The organism is Pseudovibrio sp. SCP20 (assembly GCF_057774105.1).
Genome location: NZ_JBYMDH010000001.1, coordinates 1,720,939 through 1,744,861 on the forward strand (window position 1 = coordinate 1,720,939; position 23,923 = coordinate 1,744,861).

The window sequence follows — 23,923 nt, forward strand, 5'->3', positions numbered from 1 at the left end:
CTTCAGTTTTCTTCAGCCTCTGAGAAACGACCACGATGGTAGTTTGCCAGATCGTCAGAGATCTTTTTAATCAGTTCATTCTTGGCCATATCGTAGGCCAGTTCAACGGCAGCAGCAAAACCTTCGGCATCTGTTCCACCATGGCTTTTGATCACAATGCCATTCAGCCCGAGGAACACACCGCCATTCACTTTACGTGGGTCCATCTTCGCGCGCAGACGTTCAAACGCACCGCGTGCAAAAAGATAACCAATCTTCGCCATGAGCGTACGACTCATAGCAGCTCGCAGATAGCCAGCAAACTGTTTTGCTGTGCCTTCCGCTGTCTTGAGCGCAATATTACCTGCAAAACCTTCGGTGACCACAACGTCAACCGTGCCCTTGCCGATGTCATCACCTTCAACAAAGCCGGAGTAAACAAGGTTTGGAGGAGAAAGGTCACGCAGCATCTTGCCCGCGGTCCGTACTTCCTCAACACCCTTCACTTCCTCAACGCCAATGTTGAGAAGGCCAACTGTAGGCTGGCTGACACCGTGGACAGAACGCGCCATCGCGCCGCCCAGAATTGCAAAATCAATCAGCTGCTGAGCATCCGCACCAATAGTCGCACCCACATCAAGAACGATGGATTCTCCGCGCAGTGTTGGCCAGATCGCAGCAATCGCAGGCCGCTCAATGCCAGACATGGTGCGCAGGCAGAACTTGGACATGGCCATCAGCGCGCCGGTGTTACCGGCAGAAACCGCAACATGAGCCTCAGAGTTCTTCACCGCAGCAATGGAGTTCCACATGGAAGACTTCCCGCGCCCCTTACGAAGGGCCTGGCTGGGCTTTTCATCCATTCCAATGGAAACATCACAGTGATGAACGACAGATGCCTGTTTCAGACGAGGGTATTCCTCGAGCATTGGCTCGATGACCTTGGCATCACCGAAAAGCAGGAACTCGATATTCGGGCAGCGTTGCAAAACCAGATCAGCACCTGGCAACACCACCTCAACACCGTAATCCCCTCCCATAGCATCAAGAGAAATACGTATTTTTTCAGACATTTCCAATTTCTTGCCTTGTCCCAACAAAGTCTGCCCTTGTATCGGCAGACCTTGGAATAGTTAAGAGCATTTTCCCTATGTTCAGTGGAAATGCGCGTCGCGAAGATACTCGATTATAAACGTCTCGCAACACCCACCTCCAAAAAACCTTTGCAGCAGTCTAAGAATTACTTTTTGCCTTTAAGGGCCTCTAGCGCAGCAAAGGGAGAAGGCTTTTGCTCTTCATCCTGTTTTAGTTCTTCCTCTGGGTCCGGAGCATATTTCTCATCCATTTCAACCCCTTCAGCCCGAGGGAATGGATCAAGACCCAAAGCAAAATGTTCACAAATGACCGCTCCGAGATCCACCTGCGGCCCGTCGAAATAGTCCGGTGGATCGCTCTCATCAATATCCAGATCTACTTCCAAGGTATCATCGTCACTGCGACGTCGCCCCCGGGAATCTTGCTCTGGCAAAAATGTACGGTCGAACTCTTCATCGATCATGCAATCAACGGGTTCGAGTGTCACGACACATTGCTGGATGGCTTTGGCACGAATGTGGCCACGCACGGCCAATCCATCACGGCGCCATGGGCGCACCTCAAGGTCCACATCCAGTTCCGGCAGCTCAAGCAGATCATAGGCCTTGGCGATTTGCGCCCGCTCACTCTCATTCAAAGAGAGTTTCAGATGCTTGGTTTTGTTACCAAGTCGCGTCGCATCAAATTGATAAGCCCACGGGTAATCAGTATCAGCCATTACTGGCGCTTTCCCTTATAAGTTCTGTTTTTGGAGCCACAAATTTGACGTCGCCCGCAAGAATTTCTGATGTAGGAAGGGCAGCAAGGCCTTCCACCGCTTCATGCATGTAATGAACCAGCGCCTTTATCGCAACTGCTTCCCCGCTCTGCCCATAGATGTTTCTCATAAAGGCCTCAAATAGAGCGGCATTGTCCTTGTTTTCCAAAGCCTGCATGTAGCTGGTGGTACGCCCATAAAACGATTCGACCATAATCCGGACACGTTTGCGCACGCCTTCATCACCAATACCCAGCTCGCGCATGCTCTGGTCCATATCCTGAAAAAAATAATCGAATACAGCCTGTGCAAATTTTCGGGACGCCTTATCTTCGCCTCTTAACCGGTGAAAGACACAAAAAGCGTGCAAAACAATCATCTCGAAGCGACCTTCGCTCGTATCAGGTATACCATAGTGCTGATAAAACACTGGTAGTCGTGCCTGCGCGACGATCCGCTCGTAAGTTGTTCTGACGGATGTGTCTTTACGTCGACGGAAAAAACCGAAGATCATGGCACCTCTCTTGCGCTTGTCGAGTTACTTGTGTCCCTGCCACGTCGGTGGCATAAGCACAAGTCTGAATCTAAACCGCTTGCTTGCTGTATTTTGCCAGCATTTGCAAGCCAACAGGATGTTTGGAATGTTTGCATTTGCGCGCCGTACTGTGTTCCTTGCTTGTTTGAGCCTGCCACTTGCCGGCTGCTTCACCCAGACACTAACGCATGGCCAGGTGGTTTCACCTGATGCAATTCAAGATGTACAGGTCGGTTCCAGCCGTGAGCAGGTTGAACTTCTCCTTGGTAGCCCGTCCACAACATCTAATCTGGACGGTGAAGCTTACTATTATATCTCTCAAAAGAGCGAAACAGTGGCATTCTGGTCCCCATCCATCGTGGATCAGCGCGTTGTCGCAGTTTACTTTGATAAAGATGGTTACGTGAAATCTGTTGCTGACTACGGCATCGAAGACGGGAAGGTCTTTGATTACCTTGGCAGAAAAACACGCACCGGCGGTGCTGATTATGGTCTCCTGACGCAGATCCTGCGTGGAGCTGCAAACCCATCAATCGGCCTCTAAACTGCCTGCATTCAATTGAAAAAACGGCGTCTCTCGCAGGCGCCGTTTTTTTGTGCGCAAACTCCAGCAAAAAAGCCCGCACTTCAGTTCCCACCAAACTCTAAGTTTCACTCTTAAAATAACGCCGGTGTTATTGGAGGTTTGCTACATGTGATCCTGTATTGAGGAGTTATACGCATTCTGGCCGTCTTCTTCCGTGGTTTCTTCAAGGCCTCAACGACAAACGCGAAGTAAAATCATGACGCAAGCTTCTTCTCCCCTCAAAAGAATTACAGATATACGTCCCTCCGAAAACGCTCTCTTTGTCTACCTCTCCCTCGTCACCGCAACCTATCTGATCTGGCTGGGTCTGCTGAAGTTCACAGCACCAGAACATCAGCAAATTGAGTTTTGGCTGGGCAACAGCCCGCTCTTCAGCTGGCTCGTTGCAGCCCTCGGCGCACCAGTGACAGGCGTTTTGATGGCCCTCTTTGAAGTTCCAGCTGGCATTCTGGTCCTGCTCGGTCTCAAAGATCGCCGTCTCGGCATCCTCGGCTGCTTGATGGCCATGCTGATCTTCCTGCTGAACTTCCTTTACCTGTTCACAAACCCCGTCTGGATGGATGCTCTTGGCGGCTTCCCGATCATCGGCTCAGGTCAAAACCTCCTCAAGTACCTCTCCATGTTCGCCGTGCCGACCTACATTCTGGGCCATCACATGCAGGCAGCGGGAAAAGACAAGACAGCTGGCTCCTTCAAAAAGCTCGCCGTCTACGCAAGCTTTGCCGGTATTGCGCTGGTCATGGGCTGGATCGGTGCCATGAAGTTCTATGAGTTTGAAGCTCAGGGCATCGTCCGTCTGATGGAATCCAACTTCCTCTTCAGCTGGACCTATCAGGTCTGGGATGTGCAGGGTGCCTCCAACTTCATCGGTATTGTAGAATGGATCTTCCTGCTTCTGCTGCTTTGCCTGCCATTCAACCGTTTCCTTGGCGGTCTGGGAGTCCTCGGCATTGCCGCTACAGCATTCGGCACCCTCACCTTCATGTTCTCAGTACCAGGTTGGGATGCAGATTCCTTCTTCCCTCTCCTCAACCGCACTGGCGTGTTCGTGCTGAAGGACCAGTTCCTCCTCGCAGCCGCCATCATCCTCTGGAAGAACTACTGATCGGAACATATTCTGAAAGATACAATGAGCCGGTGCCTGTGTTTAGGTGCCGGCTTTTTTGTACGCGTGCAAACGTAGCCGACAGTCGTAATGACCTGCTGCCAGCTTCCCAATAGGCTGGATGAGACAGCAATCATATTGGAAACAAAGATGTTTGAGACATATCGCGGGATCGTTTATCCGCAGCACGAAGACCACATGGGGCACATGAATGTGGCGTGGTACACCTCCAAATTTGACGAAGCCACCTGGCACATGCTCGCCCACATCGGCATTACACCCGCTTATATTCGCGAGAAAAATAAGGGCATGGCAGCGCTGGAGATCACCTATAAATACCTCGCCGAAGTCTCCGCTGGTGACCTGCTCGTCGTACGGTCCCAGATCAAAGAACTCCGCGATAAAACCATCCTCTTCCAACACACCATGTTTGAGGCGATCAACGACACCCCAGTCGCAACTATGCAGGCTGTGGGCGTGCACATGGACCGTGAAATCAGAAAGTCCTGCCCGTTACCTGCGCACGTAAAAGAGCGCTGCGAAACCTTGCTTCTGGAACCAACAGCCTAAGCGGCCACCTCAATTTTACTTAGCAGGTTTCAGATAGCAGCAGGCGAGAGAACAACCGACTATACTCACCCTATTGAGTGAATCTGAGTACGGCATGTAGCCCTGCTGCATACCGAAAGGATGCGGGCATATTCTTTGAAATCTGCGGCGTTTTCGCAAAGAGGATGGGTTCCATCTGAAGCGTATTCCCGAAAAGCAGTTCCGGCTTTCGGTACGCTTTGAAGTGAAAACTTAGAGCGCGGCACGTGAATACAAATGAACGTGACAAGCTCTAAAGACTGGAGCATGCCATGTGATCGAAGGAGGTTGCGGGCTGTTCCGGAGTTTCTCTGTTTGCTGAGCCAGTTTAGGGGAACCTGCTTTTGCGAGCGTTCAAGATGCCTGCCCCACTCAAACGCAGGTCGTCAGTTCTATGGTGTATCGCGGTTGCCAGCACATGCCTGACACCCAGCACAGAACTACGCGCACAAGACAGCAGCAACTGGCCGCTTGTCTGGGCTCAATGGCACAACAAAACCCGAGACTGGGGCGGCATCCGCACGGACCTCTCCGATAAGGGCCTCGACCTCGGTGTTCTCTATACGCAGGATGTCGCCGCAAACCCAGCAGGCGGCATGAAGCAAAGCCTGACCTATGGCGGACGTCTGGAAGGCATGGCCAAGCTGGACTTCGACAAAATCTTCGGCATCAAAAACAGCAGCCTGCACTACATCATGTATCAAGGTCTGGGTCAGGGCCTTTCGCAGGAAGCCATTGGCAACGACTTTGGCGTCACGCAGATCTTCTCCAGTGACATCCTTGCCATCGCCAACCTGAGCCTTCAGCAAAAGCTCTACCATGATCAGGTCTACCTCTCTGCTGGCCGCCTCGCGGTGGGAGACATCTTCGCACGTGATGATACCTTCGCATATTACCTCAACGGCGCCCTCAACAGCACGCCGGGCCAGCTCCTCATCAACCAACCTGCTTTCACCACCTACCCCTTCAACACATGGGGAGTGGCTGGTACCTACACCTTCCCTGACAACCAGTATGTCGGCCTGGGTGTTTACGATGCCAACGTCGATGATCTGAACAACGCCGAACACGGCTTCAACTTCCGCTTTCAGCCAGAAGGCAATGTGCTGGTGGTTGGTCAGGTGGGTGTCAATCCGGGCAAGGATGATACAAGCCAGTTTCTTCCCGGCCACTATCAGCTCGGCGCCTACTACAACAGCGGCACCGTGGATGTGCTTGGCGACAGTACAGAAACACGAGAGGGCAACTGGGGCCTCTACGGGATAGCCCGTCAGATGGTCTATCAGGAGGAAGGAGACCAGGGCTTGAGCCTCTGGGGCCTCTTCACCATGGCACCCCAGCAAGCCATCAACACCCAGCCCTACGGCGTCAGTGGCGGCTTCTTCTATCAGGGTCTGCTCCCCAACCGCGACGACGACGTCACCGCAGGCGCGTTCATCCTCGGCTTTTACAGCGACAACCTCGTCAACCAGTCCTACGAGCTCGTCTTCGAGTTCGCCCATCGCTACCAGTTCCGCGACTGGTCCTACCTCACGCTGGACTTCCAGTACGTGGTCAACCCCGCTGGCAACGACGACATCCCGGATGCATGGGTCTTCGGAACAGAGTTTTCAGTAAAGTTCTGACCAGCTCTTACACGCACCAGAACAGCAAAAAGCCCGGCCTTCTCAGACCGGGCTTCTTAATTTCAGATCAGATCAAACTTAGCGCATATCCCCGAAAAGTGGTTTCGGTATTCGGATAAGGATATGCGCCAGCAAACTCAGTGTGCCAGAACTGCCAGAAGCAGAAGAGCAACGATGTTTGTGATCTTGATCATTGGGTTCACAGCTGGACCAGCAGTGTCCTTGTAAGGATCACCAACGGTATCACCTGTCACCGCAGCTTTGTGAGCGTCAGAGCCCTTACCGCCGTGGTTTCCGTCTTCGATGTACTTCTTCGCGTTATCCCACGCACCGCCACCAGCGGTCATGGAAAGCGCAACGAAGAGACCGGTCACGATCACACCCAGCAGCATCGCGCCCAGGGATGCGAACGCATTCGCCTTACCTGCAATCGCGTTGATGACAAAGTAGATCACAATCGGAGACAGAACCGGCAACAGAGAAGGAACAATCATTTCCTTGATCGCTGCTTTGGTCAGCATATCAACCGCACGGCCATAATCAGGGCGTTCTTCACCCTTCATGATGCCAGGCTTTTCTTTGAACTGACGGCGAACTTCTTCAACCACCGCACCAGCGGCACGGCCCACAGCGGTCATTGCAATACCGCCGAACAGGAATGGCAGAAGACCACCAAAGAACAGGCCAACCACCACATATGGATTGGACAGTGAGAAGTCGATGGACGCCTCAGTCATACCCTGGAAGTAGGTGAACTGATCAGAGTTCGCCACGAAGAACTTCAGATCCTCAGTGTAGGCTGTAAACAACACCAGCGCACCAAGACCAGCAGAACCAATCGCGTAGCCTTTGGTCACAGCCTTTGTGGTGTTACCAACAGCATCCAGCGCATCGGTGGTGTCACGAACTTCTGCAGGCAGCTCAGCCATTTCGGCAATACCACCAGCGTTGTCCGTTACAGGACCAAACGCATCAAGCGCAACAACCATACCGGCCAGCGCCAGCATAGTGGTCACCGCAATCGCAATACCGAACAGACCGGCAAGCTGATACGTCACGATGATACCAGCGATGATCACCAGCGCAGGCAGAGCGGTGGATTCCATGGAAACCGCCAGACCCTGAATGACGTTGGTACCATGACCGGTTTCAGAGGCCTTTGCGATCGCACGCACAGGACGGAAACCAGTACCGGTGTAGTACTCCGTGATCCAGATGATCAGGCCAGTCACAACAAGACCGGAAACGCCGCAGAGGAACAAGGCCATCGGCGTAAAGCTCAAGCCATTGCCCATTGTCAGCACTGTATCCATTCCACCAAATACCCAATGGGTCAGCGGATAAAGAATGATCAGTGAGATCACAGCTGTTGCGATGAAGCCCTTATACAGCGCCCCCATAATGGAGTTGGAAGCACCAAGGCGGACAAAGAATGTACCGATGATGGAAGCTACGGAACAAACACCGCAGATCAGCATTGGATACAGCATCGCTGCCTGAAGGTCAGCAGTTCCGGCAAAGTAGATCGCTGCAAGAACCATGGTCGCAACCAGCGTCACAGCGTAGGTTTCAAACAAGTCAGCGGCCATACCGGCACAGTCACCAACGTTGTCACCCACATTATCAGCAATGGTTGCAGGGTTGCGCGGATCATCCTCAGGAATACCGGCTTCCACCTTACCAACAAGGTCACCACCCACGTCTGCGCCTTTGGTGAAGATACCACCGCCAAGACGGGCGAAGATGGAGATCAGGGATGCGCCAAAGCCCAGAGCCACGAGTGCGTCAATCACGGTTCTGGAAGTTGGGTCCATACCCATAGGACCGGTGAGGATGAGATAGTAAACGGAAACGCCCAGGAGAGCGAGACCAGCCACAAACATCCCAGTGATAGCACCGGAGCGGAATGCAATAGAGAGCCCTGCCCCCAGGCTCTGGCTTGCAGCTTGTGCAGTGCGAACGTTTGCCCGTACGGAGACGAGCATTCCAATAAATCCTGCGGCGCCGGAAAGAACGGCACCAATAACAAATCCGATAGCTACAGTGATGGACAGCAGATAAGCAACGATTACGAAGATAACAACGCCAACAATTGCGACACTGGTGTACTGACGAGTGAGGTACGCCTGAGCGCCCTCTTGGATGGCACCAGCAATCTCCTGCATCTTCGCAGAGCCAGTGTCAGCAGCCATCACGCTTTGAATTGCCCAAATGCCGTAAACGACAGATAGCAAACCGCACGCAATGGTAACGATAAGTTCAGTCATATTTCCTCCCCTAAGGGTACCCTGCTACTTATGTGTGTGTTCGTAGCAAAATCCGCACTGCACTTGTGTAAATTAACGCACACAGTGACGGTATATACCTGTCACTATCCGTCAAGTTGCTTTTGCGCGGTAGTGGAAGGAAACACGTATGTTGAAAGGAGAGAAATTATTTGGAATTATTCAAACTTTAACTTCCCGTTTTTCAGTAAACATCAGTGACACAACAAGAAATAGACATAAGATAACGAACGGGAACACCATTAGGTTGACAGTTTCCCAACCAAACACGTTTAACAATTTCCCTGAGGAAAACGAGGCAGTTGCTACTAAACCAAAGACGAAGAAGTCGTTTATGGACTGGACTCTGTTTTGTTCTTCTGGTCGGTAAGTTTGCGTGAGCAAAGCGGATGCCCCGACGAAAGAAAAGTTCCAACCAAGTCCAAGTAAAATCAGGGAACTCCAGAAAATCCAACGTTCTAGTCCCGTAAGGCCAACCAGCGCGCACACTGCGTAAAGCAGGAATCCAGCTCCGATAACAGCGCCATGGCCGAATCGGCTGATCAAACTACCCGTAATAAAGCTCGGTGCGAACATGGCAATCACGTGCCATTGGATGCCCAACGCCGCATCTGAGTTGGTTAACCCACATGCCACCATGGCCAGAGGTGCAGATGTCATGATCAGGTTCATGATTGCGTAACTGATCATTCCACATCCGACCGCCACGAAGAACTTTTGTTGCTTCAAAATCTCCGAAAGCGGGCGTCCCCGTTCATGCTTTTCTGCTTTCGGCGGCAGCGGTATTTCCAAAAACGCTACAAAAAACAAACCGATAAGCATCAAAACGCCCTGAGCAAGGTACGTTCCGACAAAAAGAAACGGCTCAAACATGCCTTGAGTAAGAATAACGGTCTGCGGCCCGACCACTCCTGCAAGAATCCCCCCGGTCAAAACCCAGGAAATCGCTTTGGGCTTAAAGGCAGGGCTCGCCGTATCAGCAGCTGCAAACCGCGCCTGCTGTGTAAAGGCCATCACAAACCCACTGCCCAAAGTGGAGATGCACAGCAGTATAAAGCTGCCAATATAAGCAGCATAAGCGGCCAGCAACGAACAAAGAACACCAAACAACAGGGCTCCAACAAGCCCGGCACGGCGCCCAAAGCTTCGCATAATCATGCCAGCAGGGAGCGTACCAATCGCCGTCCCAAGCACGAAAGCTGTCACCGGCAATGTGGCAAGCGACTTGTCTTCAACAAGCAGAACAGAGGCAAGAATGGATGTGGTTGCAAAAATAATGGGAGGCACACCACCGGCGAACGACTGCGCAAGCGCCAAAAGCAGAGCATTGCGCTTTGCCAAACCGTCATCAACCAACGGAGCCGCCATAGTATTTGCCATAATGTAAATCTTTCAAAGAATGCAGGTAGGAACCGACAGCCTAATCAATTCCACGTAATGAGCAACCATAGAGCTCACCAGATCATCTGCAACTTTGGGAGATATACGCACAACTCGATGAGAATACGTCATGCAAGGCATTTTTTGTCGATTATAGTGGCAGCTTAAACTTCCTGGCTCGATCCAGAAAGGAACTGTGAGACCACTTTTGCAAGCTGCTCAGGATAGATAATCTCTTCACTCTGATGAAGTTCATCCAACGCCCACCATTTATAGGATTTGATAATCTTGCTCGTTGGATGGTCTAAACGATCACGCGCAATCTCAAAACGCTGAGTACGGACCAGATAATAACGTTCATGAGCCTGAACCCATTCACCAGAGCCCATTTGAAACTGCGCTGATCTGCGAAACACATCCTTATCGAGTTCAACCTCAAGGCCTGTCTCCTCAAGCAGTTCCCGTCGCGCAGCCTGCTCAAAGGTTTCACCCGGATCAAGTGCACCGCCCGGTGTCGTCCAGTGAGTAGCTATTTTGGGATCTCTTCTCGTCCAATCATATCGAAACAAGAGGATACGATCAGCTTCATCAATTACGAAAAGGCGCGCAGCCGGGCGTTCTCTCATGTTCAACACTCAAAGCAACTAAAGAACCTGAAAAGAGCAGAATTCCAAATCAAAAATGCCGGAAACCTGCAGCGCCATGAAGCGCATAAGCCTCGCCATTCAGGCTCAAAGAAATCATATCCTCGGAAACATCAGCAGCAGAAAGCACGCCAATCTGAGTACAGCGCAATCCCGCTTCCTGCAAGGCCACTTCAAAGGCCACCGCATTCTCAGGCATCACAGCCGCAAGGATCTCGTAGTCATCCCCGCCCGTAATCGCAGTCTCACGAAACGCGGTATCTTTTGCAATCATAGCGGAGGCAGCATCAGAAAGTGGCACATTCTCCAGCCTGACAGCAGCCTGAACGTGCGATGTCCGGCACATGTGGCCAAGGTCAGCAATCAACCCATCTGAGATATCCATCGCAGCAACAGCATAATCACGAAGCGCAGAAACGGCAGCAACGCGCGGCTGAGGCAACAGATAGCGGTTCAGTAGAAAATCACAATGCTCAGCAGAAAGCTCAAGCTCGCCAACGAGTTCATCGTCCAACCGCAACTTCAAACCAAGCGCAGCATCACCGATGGTGCCGGTCACATAAAGCAATGCACCGGCAACGGCCTCATTGCGCCGAACCACCTGCCCTTTTGGCACCTGACCAAACGCAGTGACGGAAAGCAGCGGGCCTTGCGGGCAGGAAATCGTATCCCCGCCAAGCAGATCAATCTGGAACTGATCCTGAACCAGTTTCAAGCCGCGGCAGAACTCAGCAACCCACTCTTCGCCAATCTCTTTGGAGAGCCCAAGGCCCAGCAGATAGCCCTTGGGCTCTGCACCTTTTGCGGCCAGATCGGAAAGGTTCACACCAAGCGCTTTTTGCGCAACTTCAAAGGGAGGATCGTTTTTAAAAAAATGAACCCCTGCCATCAGCATGTCCTTGGTCACAACCAATTCACATCCGGTGTCAGGGGTAAAAACAGCAGCATCATCTTGCAGATGCACAGCGCCTGCGCTGGTGGCGAGCGGCGCAAAATAGCGCTCAATAAGCGAGAACTCTCCCGGTCTGGAACTGGCAGCTTTCTCGCTCATGGAATTAGTCTTCGAATTCGGACTGACGCAGCTCGCGAGCCAGACGGTTCATGATACCGTTGACCAGACGTGCCTCATCTCCTTCATAGAAGGACTTCGCAACATCAATGTACTCATTGATGATCACACGGGCCGGAACGTCTTTCTTGCGCAGGAACTCTGCACAGCCAACGCGAAGGATCGCACGCAGTGTGGTGTCGATGCGCTTCAGCGGCCAGTCTTCAGAAAGCGCTGTGTGAATGCGAGGGTCAATGCGCAGCTGGTCTTCGAACACAGCCTGCACCAGATCGCGGAACCACGCAGGATCCGCATCGCGGTACTGCTCGCCGTCCACTTCCTGACCAAGGCGGTAAGCTTCGTACTCGTTCAGCACATCATTCAGACGCGCACCAGTGATTTCCATCTGATACACGGCCTGAACAGCAGCCAACCGGGCAACACCGCGTTTGTTAGCGGGCCTTACTTCAGCGTTTTTCTTGTTGTTTTCAGTTGTCATTCTAAACCTTACACACCGAACCGGTCGCGCACGTCAATCATAGCAAGACAAGCTTCGGCAGCACCGCCGCCCTTGTTCTTCTTGGAAACGCTTGCGCGTGCCCATGCCTGATCATCGTTCTCAACTGTCTGGATACCGTTACCAACTGCAACATTTGCATCCACAGAAAGATCCATGATCGCACGAGCCGACTCGTTAGAAACGATGTCGTAATGGGTGGTTTCACCGCGAATTACAACACCGAGCAATACAAAACCGTCATAATCTGCTTCGCCATTTTCCATTGCGGTTAACGCCATGGAAAGCGCAGCAGGAATTTCGAGCACACCAGGAACAGCCAGTCGAGAGATTTTCGCCCCTTCACGCTCCAGCACATCTGCAGCACCTTCGTACAGGGCATCTGCCAGATCTTCGTAAAAACGTGCTTCAATAACAAGAATGTGCGGAACCGCGCTCATTTTAATTCTCCTAATGCCAACCAGTTCTTTTCGCTGCATCAATCAGCAAAGCTGGTTAAGGCCACGGGCACTCACAGTACCCACGTATGTGCGCTCAGGAACCACGCCCCAAGCGAAATGTCCAGTTATTTCCTGCGGAATTTTTTGGCTATAAGGCTATTTTGCAATTTCTGCAAGACTTGGAAACTCTGCAAGACGCGCAACGTACCGTGCCATCATGTCCACTTCCAAGTTTATCTCATCCCCTTGTGCCCTGTCGGACCACGTGGTCACTTCCAGAGTGTGTGGAATGAGGAACACGGAAAATGTGTTTCCTTCAGCCTCGTTCACCGTCAAAGAGGTGCCATCCAGCGCAACAGATCCCTTTTTCGGGATGAACCGTGCAAACTCAGGAGCACACTCAAATTTCAGATAAACGCTCTCAGGGTGTTCGGTCCGCTCCACAATGGTAGCCTTGCCATCCACATGACCCAGAACAAGGTGACCACCCAGCTCCGCGCCCATGGAAAGGGAACGTTCCAGATTAACCCGCTTGCCGACGCTCCAGTCCTTCACAGTGGTCAGAGCCAGTGTCTCAGCAGCAGATTCAACGGTAAACCAGTTCTGCTCGCCGTCGCGACCTTTCGCAACAACAGTGTGGCAGACGCCGGAACAGGCGATGGACGCGCCAATTTCAATCCCGTCAGGATCGTAAACAGTTCCAATTTTCGCTCTCTGACCTGCAGCAATCTGCTCCAGCTCAAGGATTGTTCCAACGTCACTAACGATGCCCGTAAACACCTAGAACCTCTCTTTTGGCGTATACCGCCACAACAGATCTTCACCCACATGGCGCAGCATCTGCTTGTTATAACCGTCTTGCAAACTCTCCAGACCTTCAAAGCCGAATGGCAAAAGGCCGTCAGAACCAACCGTGCTGGTTCCCTGGAAAATCAAAAGCTCATCCACCAGATCCTGCTGAAGCAGACCGTGCGCCAGTTCAGCACCGCCCTCTACCATGATCTGGGAGAGACCATGCATGTAAAGCGCATCCAGTGCCTTATCAAGACATACCTTGCCATTTCTGAGGCAGTCATTGACGATAACTGTCACACCTTCCCGCTCAAGCGCGCTGACACGATGATCCGGCGCATTATCGCCAATCACCACCCACAAAGAATTGCTCTCTGCGTTCTGCACCAACTTCGAGGAAAGCGGAATACGCGCCTGACTGTCAAACACCACCGGCTGCGGCGATCGATGCGCCATGCCCGGCAAGCGAACAGACAGTTCCGGATCATCTTCCAGAACTGTACCGATGCCCACCACAATCGCATCCATCTGCGCGCGCATGGCATGCACCAGCTGGCGTGACAGCGGGCTGGAGATCGCCACCTGCCCTGCACCGCGCCTGCCGATATATCCATCCTTGGAAACAGCCATCTTGAGCTGCACAAACGGGCGTTCATTGAGGATACGGGAGATATGACCGCGCACAGCTTCACGGCATTCTTTCTCAAGAACGCCAATCAGCACTTCTACGCCGCCTTCTTCCAAAATCTTCTTGCCGCGCCCTGCCACTGCCGGATTTGGATCCGCCGTGCCATAAACAACGCGGCTGACACCTGCAGCCACCAGCGCCCGCGCACAAGGGCCAGTCCGGCCGTAATGCGCACACGGCTCAAGGGTCACATACGCAGTCGCGCCCTGGGCATGCTCGCCAGCATCCTTGATGGCCAGCACTTCAGCGTGAGAGCCACCCGGAGGCAACGTCGCCCCCTGCCCCACGATGACCGGGCCATCACCAAAATCTTTTGTCAGGATTGCACCAACCGGAGGATTGGGCCATGTGCGGCCCTTTGCGCGAATGCCATAGCTGAGTGCGGCCGCCATAAAGCGTTCGTGCTCAGCTCGCTCCTTTGCATTTAATGCTTTGTGACCAGACAAAGCTGTCCCCCTGCCAGCGCTAAAGCGTATCGCCGAAAAGTGTCCGCCGGTTTTCGGATAAAGATACGCGAACTGCTTTAAAGCGTATTCCTCAAATGGATTTGACGTAACCCGAACAGAATATACGTCACAGACAACGAAAAGCCAGAGCTTAGGTCCGCGGTGGCATCATCAGCGGATCAACATCCGCATCGGAAAGCTCATCCAGCAGAGCCTCGAAATCCTTGGCTTCACGGAAATTCTTGTAAACAGAAGCGAACCGCACATAAGCCACATCGTCAAGGGTTTTCAGCCCTTCCATGACCAAATGACCAATATCTTCCGCCACAACATCGCTCTCACCGGAACTTTCCAGTTGGCGAACCAGTCCGCTCACCATGCGCTCGATACGCTCAGGCTCCACCGGACGTTTGCGGGTTGCGATCAAAACAGAGCGCATCAGCTTTTCGCGGTCAAACGGCACGCGACGCCCATTGCGCTTAATAACGGTCAGCTCGCGCAGCTGAACACGTTCAAAGGTGGTAAAACGACCACCACAAGTCTGGCAGACTCTGCGTCGACGGATAGCTGTATTATCCTCGGTTGGGCGTGAATCCTTCACCTGGGTGTCCTCACCCCCGCAATACGGACAACGCATCTCGCCTGCCTCCTTAACTAAACACTGAAGAACCGCCGAAGGGATCTCCGGCGGTTCTTCTCGTTTAAATTAGTTTTTGTAGATTGGGAACCGGGCAGTAAGGGCCAGTACCTTCTCTTTGACCTGTGCTTCCACAGCTTCGTTGCCGTCAACGGAATTTGTCTTACGCAGACCTTCCAGAACCTCGGTAATCAGCTTACCGATTTCACGGAATTCTTCCTTGCCGAAGCCGCGGGATGTACCAGCAGGCGTACCAAGGCGGATACCGGAAGTGATGGTCGGCTTCTGAGGATCAAGCGGAACACCGTTCTTGTTACAGGTGATGTTCGCACGGCCCAGAGAAATCTCTGCATTCTTACCGGTCAGGTTCATTGGACGCAGGTCAACCAGCATCAGGTGCGTGTCGGTACCACCGGAAACGATGTCCAGACCACCTTCAACAAGGGTCTCTGCCAGAACCTGTGCGTTCTCAACAACGTCTTTTGCGTAGGTCTTGAACTCAGGACGCAGCGCTTCACCGAAGGCAACAGCCTTACCAGCGATCACGTGCATCAGAGGACCACCCTGCAGACCTGGGAAGATCGCGGAGTTGATTTTCTTCGCAATGTCAGCGTCGTTGGTCACAACCAGACCACCACGAGGACCACGAAGGGTCTTGTGGGTGGTGGATGTTGCAACATGTGCATGCGGGAACGGGCTTGGGTGCTGACCACCCGCAACCAGACCTGCAAAGTGCGCCATGTCGACCCACAGGTACGCGCCCACTTCGTCAGCGATTGCGCGGAATGCAGCAAAGTCGATCTCACGGGAGTATGCAGAACCGCCAGCGATGATGATCTTTGGCTGATGTTCTTTTGCAAGCTCGCGCACTTCGTCCATGTTGATGCGGCCAGTGTCGGTGTTCAGGCCGTACTGAACAGCGTTGAACCACTTACCGGACATGTTAGGACGTGCACCGTGTGTCAGGTGACCACCCGCATCAAGGCTCATGCCGAGCAGAGTGTCGCCTGGTTTAGCCAGCGCAAGAAGAACAGACTGGTTAGCCTGGGAACCGGAGTTCGCCTGCACGTTTGCAAACTCACAGCCGAACAGTGTCTTCACACGATCGATCGCAAGCTGCTCAACAATGTCGACATACTCACAACCACCGTAGTAACGGCGGCCAGGGTAACCTTCAGCGTATTTGTTGGTCAGAACGGAACCCTGTGCTTCCAGCACAGCGCGGGACACGATATTTTCCGAAGCGATGAGTTCAATCTCGTTCTGCTGACGAGAAAGCTCTTTATTGATTGCCTCGAGAAGCTCTGGGTCACCAGAAGCCAGGCTACCTGTAAAGAACTCTGGGTAGAGCGGCGTCGTAATTGGACTATCCGATACGGACATAGGTGGACCTCATTACAAGGTTGGAGCAACAAACTGACGAAACGTCCCAATATCGTTTCGCATTCCGATCCCCGACAAGTTGTAGCTTCGGGTGCTTAGCCCATTAACATATAGGGGGTAATGAACCAAGCTTTGTTCATAGGAATTGCGCAATAGTATTGCCGCCATCACCCAAAATTTATGAATTACGCATCTTGAGGTTGTAATTTACGTTCCAGCTTACGGAGCGCCAGTTGTTTCAGATGCGATTCGCTCGCATTACGAGGCCCCACCACAAACACCTCAACACCGCTCTGAGCACAGATTGCAGACATGCGAACGGAGTTGCCGATAACACGCGCTTCAAAGTAGACCTGTCCCAGTTTTGCCATAGAGCCCCTCACCTTACCTCTTCAGGATTCGTAAACTGCATCAGCATTTTTAGCAGCATGCGACGCAACACGCAGGCCTGTCAGCGATCACATCCCCAAAAGAAAAGGCCGCCTCGATAGACACCGGAAGCGACCTTTAACTCGAAACTATGAAGCCTACTTACTGAGCAGAGGCCTGAGCCAGCGGATCAACGCTTGCTGAGTACAGACCATCCTTGTCGTAGATGTCATCACGGAAGTGAACCATGCCATCGCTAAGCGCCCATGCAGTCACATAGGACAGGTGCAGCGGAATGCGGCTCTTCATCTTCACATCCAGACGCTCACCAGAGTTGATAGTCGCATCCACGCGGGAGCGGGTCCACTCAGGTGTGGTTGAGCCCAGCAACCATGTCACCAGCTCACGCACATTCTGTACGCGCACACAGCCGGAAGAATGGAAGCGATAACCTTCGCCGAACAGGGACTGCTCTGGCGTGTCATGCAGGTAAACCTGATGGGTGTTGTTGAAGTTGATACGGATGCTGCCCATGGAGTTGCCTTCGCCTGGCTCCTGCGTAAAGCGATACTTGGTCGCCTCATCCGTGTTCCAGTCGATCTCCTGCCACTGCTTCTCTTTTCCATACCAGTCGAAGATATGGATGTTGTTCTTCGCCAGGTACTGCGGATCCTTCTGCATTTTCGGAATAAGATCTTTCCGGATAATGCTGACAGGAACAGTCCAGTACGGGTTGAAGTTCACCTCATAGATCGCAGAGCTCAGGATTGGAGACTGGCGATCCTGCTTGCCAACAACAGCAGTGTGACGGGAACGAACGCGGCCATTCTCGACAACCTCAATACGAGCTGCCGGAATGTTCACGTTCACATAGGTGTCTGACACATTATCAGCCAGAGCGGAAACGCGCTCCAGATTGGTACGCAGCTGCTGCAAACGCACCTCAACAGGCACATTCATGGCAATCACAGTCGCGCGGCCCACAACACCATCCGGTGTCAGGCCATGGCGCAGCTGGAAACGGCGCACAGCTGAATCAACATAGCTGTCAAAAACTTCAGAAACACCAGCATGCTGCGCCATGTCGCCGGAAACAATCAGGCGCTGTCGCAGAGAAGCAATCGCCGGAGCGCGCATACCAATGCGCAGAACCTTTTTGGTAGAAACTTCAGGCCAGCCACCATTGAGGGCGATACGCTCATAATCGAGAATCGCGTCAATCATGTACTGGGTGGTCTGCTTGGAGATAATCGGCGCCACAAAGTCGATCTGCTCCAGAGATGAAACACCCTCATCAAAGGTGTCTTCCCACTCTGTGCCCTGACCAACAATCGGCTGCTCTGTGACGACCGGAGCTGGCTCGGTCACAGCTTGCTGGATGTTTCCGCTGTAGGAAAGCAACCCAGGAACTTTAACCTGCGCCTGTGCGGACATCATACCTGCAGAAAGACCCGTACTCACAACGAGAGCAAGAGCAAGTTTGCTGCGGTTTAAAAGAGGTGCCAACACGAAATAGTTCTCCTAGCAATCAATCGTCCCGTAAGATTCCATGCGAACTTGGTAAACAGAGACTTAACATGGCAAATCTACATGGCATTATCTGCGCAAACTCGCAAGACTTCCGCCAAAACTCGGGGAGGAACATCTGTTGGTGAATTAGAGAAAGTGATCGGCTCCCTGAACAAATCAGAGTTGACAGTTTCTAAATTTCAAAAAACCAACAGTACTTTTTCAGCCCGAAAAGTGAGCAAGTGTCTTCCTCACTCAATGTGACCGTTTAATGGCTATTTACCCTAAGTGGGAAAAAGGTGGCTGCTGTGCAGGTGTTCGTTCCGACCTAGTGCAAGAAAGCAACAATCAGGCCGACTTACTCACAGATGGCTGTTGCGAGGCTGGCCTGCCCTTCTGCCAGCGCGCCTGAAACCACATCTGAACCTGCCAGGCATTGAACCGGTAGTTTCATCCAGACAAGCAAAAACACCGCTCCCGGTTTCGGAAGCGGTGTTTTTTGAAAGGTCAGAAACCACTCTGAAATCAGAGACGGTAGAGGATTTGATCTGTCCAGAAGCGTTCCAGACGACGTAGGGACCGGTTTAGCTCCTCAAAGTTCTCGGTTGAGAGCTCACCAACCTGCTCAACAGAAAGGATATGACGACTATAAAGATCGTCAACAATCTGAGCAATTTCACGTCCTTTGTCCGTCAGGCTCACACGTACGGAACGGCGATCCATCTGGGAACGTTCATGATTGATGTATCCGGTTTCTACGAGCTTCTTAAGGTTATAAGAAACGTTAGAACCTAGATAATAACCGCGAGTACGAAGCTCGCCTGCAGTCAGCTCGGCGTCGCCGATGTTGAAAAGAAGCAGCGCCTGAACGCTGTTCACATCGGAACGACCCATCCGGTCAAACTCATCTTTGATGACGTCAAGAAGGCGACGATGCAAACGCTCAATGAGCGTAAGTGCCTCAAGGTACGCAGGCTTCAGCCCTACCGTTTCTTCTTCTTGCGCCAAGACCTCAACGGCCCTGTTTGTATTGATCATCTGGTTGCGCCTCATGTCCATATTTTTCGTGCGTTCGTATTTTTATCAGCACTTGAAGCAAATTTACGCGACCGCTTCTAAGAACCGCTTAAGAGACACGATGAATTATTTCTTAATCACTAGCAAGCGTGTAGACCTTTCCGTTAACCCTCTGTTTACCCTGACTTCCGAAGCAAGTGGATGATGCCGGAGAAGTCGACGTTTTCCCCGCCATTGTTACAGTATTCCTCATAAAGGCGAGCCGCTTTTTCACCCATAGGTGTATTCGCCCCACTCGAATCTGCTGCCTCTTCCGCCAGTAACAAATCTTTAAGCATCATTGGCGCTGCAAAGCCGGGTTTGTATTCATTGTTGGCTGGCGAAGTCGGGACCGGCCCGGGAATCGGGCAGTAAGAGGTCAAAGACCAACACTGACCAGAGGACTTGGAGGAGATGTCATAAAGCTTCTGTGGGTCCAGACCCAGCTTCTCAGCCAAAACAAACGCCTCGCAGGTACCGATCATCGAAATACCAAGCAACATGTTGTTACAGATCTTTGCCGCCTGCCCAGCGCCAGCATCACCAGCATGAACAATTGAGGCTCCCATGATATCCAGGAGCGGTTTAGCCCGTTCAAATGCAGCATCAGGCCCACCAACCATAAAGGTCAATGTGCCGTTCGCAGCACCCACAATACCACCGGAAACCGGAGCATCGACCATGTCCATGCCAGCTTCGCTCGCTGCTTTTGCAACATCGCGGCTGCTGTCCACATCGATAGTCGAGCTATCAATAAACAGCGTGCCCTTTGGTGCATGCGCAAGAATGCCATCCGCGCCCGTATAAACGGCGCGAACATGCTTCCCTGCTGGCAGCATGGTAACAACAGCCTGAACGTCGCGGACTGCTTCAACCGCGGATGTGGCAACCTGCCCACCTGCGGCCTGAAACGCAGCACGCGCCTCTTCAGAAAGATCTACACCGACGACTTCATGTCCGGCTTTGACAAGATTTGCAGCCATAGGGCCGCCCATATTGCCAAGACCAATAAAAGCAACGCGAAGAACAGTTTCTCCCATTGCATCCTCCCGAAAATCGCCGTCCGTCTGGATTTTGAACATTTAGAACTTGCCCGAAGCTGATCACCTAGGGTTCGCTCAGATCAAATTGACGTGAACGGCCGTTTGCAAAACGATAAATTTCAATGAGTTACAGACCAAACACGACTTTGGTCGATCAGGCCCGCTCCTCTCGCTCTGCAAGATAAAGCAGAACGAGGTAAACGGCGATTGCACTGATGTAGAATACCACCTCGGTCGGACTACGACCAAAGACCATGGGAAACACGGAATACATCACCACCTGGGCCAGTGAGCGGAACAGCCACATGACTGTTCCCCAGCTGGAAAGCAGCCACAAACCGATAGCTGTTACCAGATCAAGAATCGCGAAAAAGATAATGGTGGACTGCACTTGCACGCCCACATCCTCAAACGGCATGCCATCAATCAGGCGTACACCGATAATCGCGCTCCAGTAGTTGAGGCCAGCAAACAGCATGAAGACAGCAAGCAGCCTGACATACGCATGCAGCAAAAACTGAAAGGAGGGTACCCTCTTCATCAGCTCTACAAAAACGCCAGGCATACTCTTAGCTCCACCTTACTCATCCGCCTCAACAACAGGCAGGAGGCCCCTCGCCCCGTTAAAATACGAGGTCACCCCCCTTCGGTGACATAAAATGGGCCTCAACATCAACTGTTTTTATTTCATCAAGGCTTGAATGCTGCCATTTAGGTGCATGATCCTTATCGATAATCACAGCTCGCACACCTTCATAGAAGTCCTTGCCCAGCAGGATCTGTGAGACGATCCGATGCTCCATAATCATGCAGTCCTTCATGGAAAGCCCTTCACCGCGCCGCACCTGCTGGAAGGCCACTTCCATGCTCAGCGGGGAACGCTTTGAGATCGTATCCAGTGCAGCAGCTGCAAAATCATCATGCTCTGAGCCCAAAAGCTTGCGCAGACGATCCACAACTTCCAGCGTGCTCTCAGCACCAAAGCACTCATCCACCACATCTGCTTTGGCATGCAGCGGTGCAGGTCCCGGATCAAACGCATAGCGCGCCAGTACAGGCTCCACATCCTGCGCCTCGCACAGCGCCTCTTCCAAAGCCGCCATATCGTCCCGCTTCACCGCATGGGTGAGAATGCCGGTCCAGTAACAATCCGCCTGCTTCAGACGCTCACCTGTCATGGCGCAGTACATGCCTGTGTTCTGAGGCATCTTCGGCAGGAAGTGACTGCCGCCCACATCCGGGAAGAAGCCAATCGCTGTCTCCGGCATCGCAAACAAGGTTTTCTCACTGCCAACGCGATAAGCCCCATGCACAGAGATACCAACACCGCCACCCATCACGATCCCATCGATCAACGCGATCAACGGCTTAGGGTAGCTCTCCATGTAGGTGTTCAGGCGGTACTCATCCGCAAAGAACGGCAGGCTCTTGTCGATATTCTCCGGACCGTTTTCAGCCACCTGACGAATATCACCGCCTGCACAGAAGGCTTTCTCGCTGTTACTCTTGATGAGAACATGATGGACCGCATCATCAATCAGCCAACGCTCCAGCTGCCGATGCATGGCAACACACATCTCATGTGTCAGAGCATTCAGCGCCTTCGGGCGATTGAGAATGATCAGGCCCGCATGGCCTTTCTCTTCAAAAAGAACATCAGTAGTTTCGGACAAGACATCCCCCACATATTCCTGTTGCACAGCGCACCTATTCATTTGCTAAAAATGTTAGGCGTATCTCCGCGCAGTAGACACCGAGTTTCGGGCAAAGATACGCAACACGGGAGCCAAAGCAGCTCCCTCAATTCATCCTATGAAGAACCAGCTAGGCAGCTCAAGCCTTCATCAGCTCACGCGCCACGATGACGCGCATGATCTCGTTGGTACCTTCCAAAATCTGATGCACCCGCAAGTCACGCAGATGACGCTCCAGCGGATAATCCTTCAGATAACCGTAACCACCGTGGATCTGCAGCGCTTCATTGACCACCTTAAAGCCCGTATCCGTCGCAAGACGCTTGGCCATCGCCGCCATCTTGGTCGCCTGAGGATCTTTCTGATCCAGCATGTAAGCCGCTTTGTGCAGCAGCAGCCGCGCTGCTTCCAGCTCAGTTGCCATATCCGCTACCTTGAACTGCAACGCCTGAAACTGCGCCAGAGACCGCCCGAACTGCTTGCGCTCATCCATATACTGCAGCGCCCGGTCCAGACAGAACTGCGCCCCGCCAAGAGAACAGGCACCAATGTTCAGACGGCCACCATCGAGCCCTGCCATCGCAATAGAAAAGCCCTGCCCTTCTTCACCGACCAGATTGGCAACCGGCACACGGCAATCCTCAAAGATCACCTGGGCCGTCGGCTGACTGCACCAACCCAGCTTATGCTCGTTGGCACCAAAGGAGAGACCCGGCGCATCCTTCTCAACAACGATACAGGATATCCCCTTCGGCCCATCCTCACCGGTACGCACCATGCAGACATAAACATCCGACACACCACCACCGGAAATAAAGGACTTGGAACCGTTGATCACATAATGATCCCCGTCCCGCACAGCCCGCGTTCTCAAGGAAGCCGCATCAGAACCAGCACCCGGCTCGGTCAGGCAATAACTCGCCACTTTCTCCATGCTGCAAAGATCAGGGAGAAATCTCTGCCGCAGCTCATCAGACCCAAACCGGTCCAGCATACCCGCTGCCATATTATGGATAGAAAGAAACGCAGACGTGGAAACACAACCCTTGGAAAGCTCTTCAAAGATCAACGCCCCATCAAGCCGCCCCAACTGAGAGCCGCCCACATCTTCACGCACATAAAGTCCGCCCAGACCCAGCGCAGCCGCCTTGCGAAGCACATCCAGAGGGAAATGAGAGTTCGCATCCCACTCCGCTGCAAAAGGCGCCATCTCCTCCTGCGCAAACCCGGCAGCCATATCAACAAAGGCACGTTGATCTTCGTTCAGTTCAAATTCCATGGAATCCGTCCTCCCAGCCAACGGCCTCCCACAACCATCAGCCCCAATATTGAAGTAATTGCGTCAATCGGTAGACCCGCACCCAAACTGCGTCAATTCTCGGAAAGACCAAGATAAGACCAATTGCTCAGTCAAAACAGCGCCCCGTACACAACAACGTTCAAAAAACGCAAAGCTTTCAAACCAACGCAACAAATCGCGCAAAGCTGAAACCAGCGTCCAATTCTGGAGTGATTCCCCACTTGTTCCCGTTGCGTTTCCAATCTGCTGAGGGGATAACAAGGTCGTCCACTATTAAATTGCACGGAAAGCGAAAACCTTTCTGCGATTCTAAAGAAGCTTTGGAACACAAAAAGAATTTGAGTTTTATCAAGCAAACACACCGTGCTATCTGACATCAAATGCCCTAGTAGTTTTGAGTAAGCCGTCGCTCTCAGCTCTAC

The 23,923-nt window shown here is 52.5% G+C and carries 24 protein-coding genes; 4 read left to right on the plus strand and 20 right to left on the minus strand.

Annotated elements, in window-relative coordinates; translation table 11 throughout:
• Positions 1-2 precede the first annotated feature (2 nt).
• The 3 genes from plsX to AC3CB2_RS07580 all read right to left on the minus strand — a co-directional run bounded on the left by plsX (position 3) and on the right by AC3CB2_RS07580 (position 2,345).
• Complete coding sequence (plsX, locus tag AC3CB2_RS07570) at positions 3-1,052, minus strand: phosphate acyltransferase PlsX (protein WP_008546257.1); 1,050 nt, start codon at positions 1,050-1,052, stop codon at positions 3-5.
• Between the two features lie 167 nt (positions 1,053-1,219).
• On the minus strand, positions 1,220-1,792 hold the full coding sequence (locus AC3CB2_RS07575) for a YceD family protein (RefSeq protein WP_352929542.1): 573 nt from the start codon (positions 1,790-1,792) through the stop codon (positions 1,220-1,222).
• The gene (locus AC3CB2_RS07580; protein WP_075697056.1) at positions 1,785-2,345 is read right to left on the minus strand and encodes a ubiquinol-cytochrome C chaperone family protein; all 561 of its coding nucleotides are present in this window, start codon (positions 2,343-2,345) and stop codon (positions 1,785-1,787) included. Before AC3CB2_RS07580 ends, AC3CB2_RS07575 begins: the two co-directional genes overlap by 8 nt.
• Positions 2,346-2,472: 127 nt before the next feature.
• Here AC3CB2_RS07580 and AC3CB2_RS07585 point away from each other — a divergent pair, with 127 nt between their 5' ends.
• The 4 genes from AC3CB2_RS07585 (at position 2,473) to AC3CB2_RS07600 (ending at position 6,270) form a co-directional block, all read left to right on the plus strand.
• Positions 2,473-2,910, plus strand: coding sequence for an outer membrane protein assembly factor BamE (locus AC3CB2_RS07585; protein ID WP_008546731.1), 438 nt, complete (start codon positions 2,473-2,475; stop codon positions 2,908-2,910).
• Between the two features lie 238 nt (positions 2,911-3,148).
• Positions 3,149-4,057, plus strand: coding sequence for a DUF417 family protein (locus AC3CB2_RS07590; RefSeq protein WP_352929538.1), 909 nt, complete (start codon positions 3,149-3,151; stop codon positions 4,055-4,057).
• Positions 4,058-4,207: 150 nt separating this feature from the next.
• Positions 4,208-4,627, plus strand: coding sequence for an acyl-CoA thioesterase (locus AC3CB2_RS07595; RefSeq protein WP_352929535.1), 420 nt, complete (start codon positions 4,208-4,210; stop codon positions 4,625-4,627).
• A 377-nt stretch (positions 4,628-5,004) separates the two neighbouring features.
• Positions 5,005-6,270 carry a carbohydrate porin gene (locus AC3CB2_RS07600; protein WP_352929532.1) on the plus strand — a complete coding sequence of 422 codons (1,266 nt, stop codon included), beginning with the start codon at positions 5,005-5,007 and terminating at the stop codon, positions 6,268-6,270.
• A 137-nt stretch (positions 6,271-6,407) separates the two neighbouring features.
• Here the strand turns inward: AC3CB2_RS07600 and AC3CB2_RS07605 are convergent, their stop codons facing one another.
• The 17 genes from AC3CB2_RS07605 to AC3CB2_RS07685 form a co-directional block, all read right to left on the minus strand.
• Positions 6,408-8,537 carry a sodium-translocating pyrophosphatase gene (locus AC3CB2_RS07605; protein ID WP_008546888.1) on the minus strand — a complete coding sequence of 710 codons (2,130 nt, stop codon included), beginning with the start codon at positions 8,535-8,537 and terminating at the stop codon, positions 6,408-6,410.
• A gap of 180 nt (positions 8,538-8,717) precedes the next feature.
• Positions 8,718-9,935 carry an MFS transporter gene (locus AC3CB2_RS07610; RefSeq protein WP_352929529.1) on the minus strand — a complete coding sequence of 406 codons (1,218 nt, stop codon included), beginning with the start codon at positions 9,933-9,935 and terminating at the stop codon, positions 8,718-8,720.
• A gap of 164 nt (positions 9,936-10,099) precedes the next feature.
• Entirely contained in the window at positions 10,100-10,561 is a 462-nt protein-coding gene (locus tag AC3CB2_RS07615; RefSeq protein WP_352929526.1) for an NUDIX hydrolase, read from the minus strand.
• A 49-nt stretch (positions 10,562-10,610) separates the two neighbouring features.
• Positions 10,611-11,630 carry a thiamine-phosphate kinase gene (gene thiL, locus AC3CB2_RS07620; RefSeq protein ID WP_352929523.1) on the minus strand — a complete coding sequence of 340 codons (1,020 nt, stop codon included), beginning with the start codon at positions 11,628-11,630 and terminating at the stop codon, positions 10,611-10,613.
• Positions 11,631-11,634: 4 nt separating this feature from the next.
• Positions 11,635-12,126 carry a transcription antitermination factor NusB gene (gene nusB, locus AC3CB2_RS07625; RefSeq protein ID WP_008546596.1) on the minus strand — a complete coding sequence of 164 codons (492 nt, stop codon included), beginning with the start codon at positions 12,124-12,126 and terminating at the stop codon, positions 11,635-11,637.
• Positions 12,127-12,134: 8 nt separating this feature from the next.
• Positions 12,135-12,584, minus strand: coding sequence for a 6,7-dimethyl-8-ribityllumazine synthase (gene ribH / locus AC3CB2_RS07630; RefSeq protein WP_008546707.1), 450 nt, complete (start codon positions 12,582-12,584; stop codon positions 12,135-12,137).
• Positions 12,585-12,740: 156 nt separating this feature from the next.
• Entirely contained in the window at positions 12,741-13,364 is a 624-nt protein-coding gene (locus AC3CB2_RS07635; protein WP_014286067.1) for a riboflavin synthase, read from the minus strand.
• Positions 13,365-14,510, minus strand: coding sequence for a bifunctional diaminohydroxyphosphoribosylaminopyrimidine deaminase/5-amino-6-(5-phosphoribosylamino)uracil reductase RibD (gene ribD, locus AC3CB2_RS07640; RefSeq protein ID WP_352929519.1), 1,146 nt, complete (start codon positions 14,508-14,510; stop codon positions 13,365-13,367).
• A gap of 151 nt (positions 14,511-14,661) precedes the next feature.
• On the minus strand, positions 14,662-15,147 hold the full coding sequence (gene nrdR / locus AC3CB2_RS07645) for a transcriptional regulator NrdR (protein WP_037035745.1): 486 nt from the start codon (positions 15,145-15,147) through the stop codon (positions 14,662-14,664).
• Positions 15,148-15,216: 69 nt separating this feature from the next.
• Positions 15,217-16,530, minus strand: a complete 1,314-nt coding sequence (glyA, locus tag AC3CB2_RS07650; protein ID WP_008546488.1) for a serine hydroxymethyltransferase — start codon at positions 16,528-16,530, stop codon at positions 15,217-15,219.
• A gap of 185 nt (positions 16,531-16,715) precedes the next feature.
• A complete protein-coding gene (locus tag AC3CB2_RS07655; RefSeq protein ID WP_014286070.1) occupies positions 16,716-16,901 on the minus strand; it encodes a DUF6898 family protein in 186 nt (61 codons plus the stop codon).
• Positions 16,902-17,061: 160 nt separating this feature from the next.
• A complete protein-coding gene (locus AC3CB2_RS07660; RefSeq protein WP_008547215.1) occupies positions 17,062-18,408 on the minus strand; it encodes a L,D-transpeptidase family protein in 1,347 nt (448 codons plus the stop codon).
• Positions 18,409-18,933: 525 nt separating this feature from the next.
• Positions 18,934-19,446, minus strand: coding sequence for a transcriptional regulator LdtR (ldtR, locus tag AC3CB2_RS07665; protein ID WP_008546709.1), 513 nt, complete (start codon positions 19,444-19,446; stop codon positions 18,934-18,936).
• 155 nt (positions 19,447-19,601) lie between these two features.
• Positions 19,602-20,504, minus strand: a complete 903-nt coding sequence (mmsB, locus tag AC3CB2_RS07670; protein ID WP_041769086.1) for a 3-hydroxyisobutyrate dehydrogenase — start codon at positions 20,502-20,504, stop codon at positions 19,602-19,604.
• Between the two features lie 157 nt (positions 20,505-20,661).
• Entirely contained in the window at positions 20,662-21,072 is a 411-nt protein-coding gene (locus AC3CB2_RS07675) for a DUF6163 family protein (RefSeq protein WP_008546554.1), read from the minus strand.
• A 58-nt stretch (positions 21,073-21,130) separates the two neighbouring features.
• The gene (locus AC3CB2_RS07680; protein ID WP_208989778.1) at positions 21,131-22,180 is read right to left on the minus strand and encodes an enoyl-CoA hydratase/isomerase family protein; all 1,050 of its coding nucleotides are present in this window, start codon (positions 22,178-22,180) and stop codon (positions 21,131-21,133) included.
• Between the two features lie 160 nt (positions 22,181-22,340).
• Positions 22,341-23,480 carry an isobutyryl-CoA dehydrogenase gene (locus tag AC3CB2_RS07685; RefSeq protein ID WP_352929510.1) on the minus strand — a complete coding sequence of 380 codons (1,140 nt, stop codon included), beginning with the start codon at positions 23,478-23,480 and terminating at the stop codon, positions 22,341-22,343.
• Positions 23,481-23,923 lie beyond the last annotated feature (443 nt).

Bases quoted from the DNA above. Each gene is read 5' to 3' on its own strand.
- plsX (WP_008546257.1), bottom strand. From the start codon at position 1,052: ATGTCTGAAAAAATACGTATTTCTCTTGATGCTATGGGAGGGGATTAC.
- AC3CB2_RS07575 (WP_352929542.1), bottom strand. From the start codon at position 1,792: ATGGCTGATACTGATTACCCGTGGGCTTATCAATTTGATGCGACGCGA.
- AC3CB2_RS07580 (WP_075697056.1), bottom strand. From the start codon at position 2,345: ATGATCTTCGGTTTTTTCCGTCGACGTAAAGACACATCCGTCAGAACA.
- AC3CB2_RS07585 (WP_008546731.1), top strand. From the start codon at position 2,473: ATGTTTGCATTTGCGCGCCGTACTGTGTTCCTTGCTTGTTTGAGCCTG.
- AC3CB2_RS07590 (WP_352929538.1), top strand. From the start codon at position 3,149: ATGACGCAAGCTTCTTCTCCCCTCAAAAGAATTACAGATATACGTCCC.
- AC3CB2_RS07595 (WP_352929535.1), top strand. From the start codon at position 4,208: ATGTTTGAGACATATCGCGGGATCGTTTATCCGCAGCACGAAGACCAC.
- AC3CB2_RS07600 (WP_352929532.1), top strand. From the start codon at position 5,005: ATGCCTGCCCCACTCAAACGCAGGTCGTCAGTTCTATGGTGTATCGCG.
- AC3CB2_RS07605 (WP_008546888.1), bottom strand. From the start codon at position 8,537: ATGACTGAACTTATCGTTACCATTGCGTGCGGTTTGCTATCTGTCGTT.
- AC3CB2_RS07610 (WP_352929529.1), bottom strand. From the start codon at position 9,935: ATGGCAAATACTATGGCGGCTCCGTTGGTTGATGACGGTTTGGCAAAG.
- AC3CB2_RS07615 (WP_352929526.1), bottom strand. From the start codon at position 10,561: ATGAGAGAACGCCCGGCTGCGCGCCTTTTCGTAATTGATGAAGCTGAT.
- thiL (WP_352929523.1), bottom strand. From the start codon at position 11,630: ATGAGCGAGAAAGCTGCCAGTTCCAGACCGGGAGAGTTCTCGCTTATT.
- nusB (WP_008546596.1), bottom strand. From the start codon at position 12,126: ATGACAACTGAAAACAACAAGAAAAACGCTGAAGTAAGGCCCGCTAAC.
- ribH (WP_008546707.1), bottom strand. From the start codon at position 12,584: ATGAGCGCGGTTCCGCACATTCTTGTTATTGAAGCACGTTTTTACGAA.
- nrdR (WP_037035745.1), bottom strand. From the start codon at position 15,147: ATGCGTTGTCCGTATTGCGGGGGTGAGGACACCCAGGTGAAGGATTCA.
- glyA (WP_008546488.1), bottom strand. From the start codon at position 16,530: ATGTCCGTATCGGATAGTCCAATTACGACGCCGCTCTACCCAGAGTTC.
- AC3CB2_RS07655 (WP_014286070.1), bottom strand. From the start codon at position 16,901: ATGGCAAAACTGGGACAGGTCTACTTTGAAGCGCGTGTTATCGGCAAC.
- ldtR (WP_008546709.1), bottom strand. From the start codon at position 19,446: ATGATCAATACAAACAGGGCCGTTGAGGTCTTGGCGCAAGAAGAAGAA.
- mmsB (WP_041769086.1), bottom strand. From the start codon at position 20,504: ATGGGAGAAACTGTTCTTCGCGTTGCTTTTATTGGTCTTGGCAATATG.
- AC3CB2_RS07675 (WP_008546554.1), bottom strand. From the start codon at position 21,072: ATGCCTGGCGTTTTTGTAGAGCTGATGAAGAGGGTACCCTCCTTTCAG.
- AC3CB2_RS07685 (WP_352929510.1), bottom strand. From the start codon at position 23,480: ATGGAATTTGAACTGAACGAAGATCAACGTGCCTTTGTTGATATGGCT.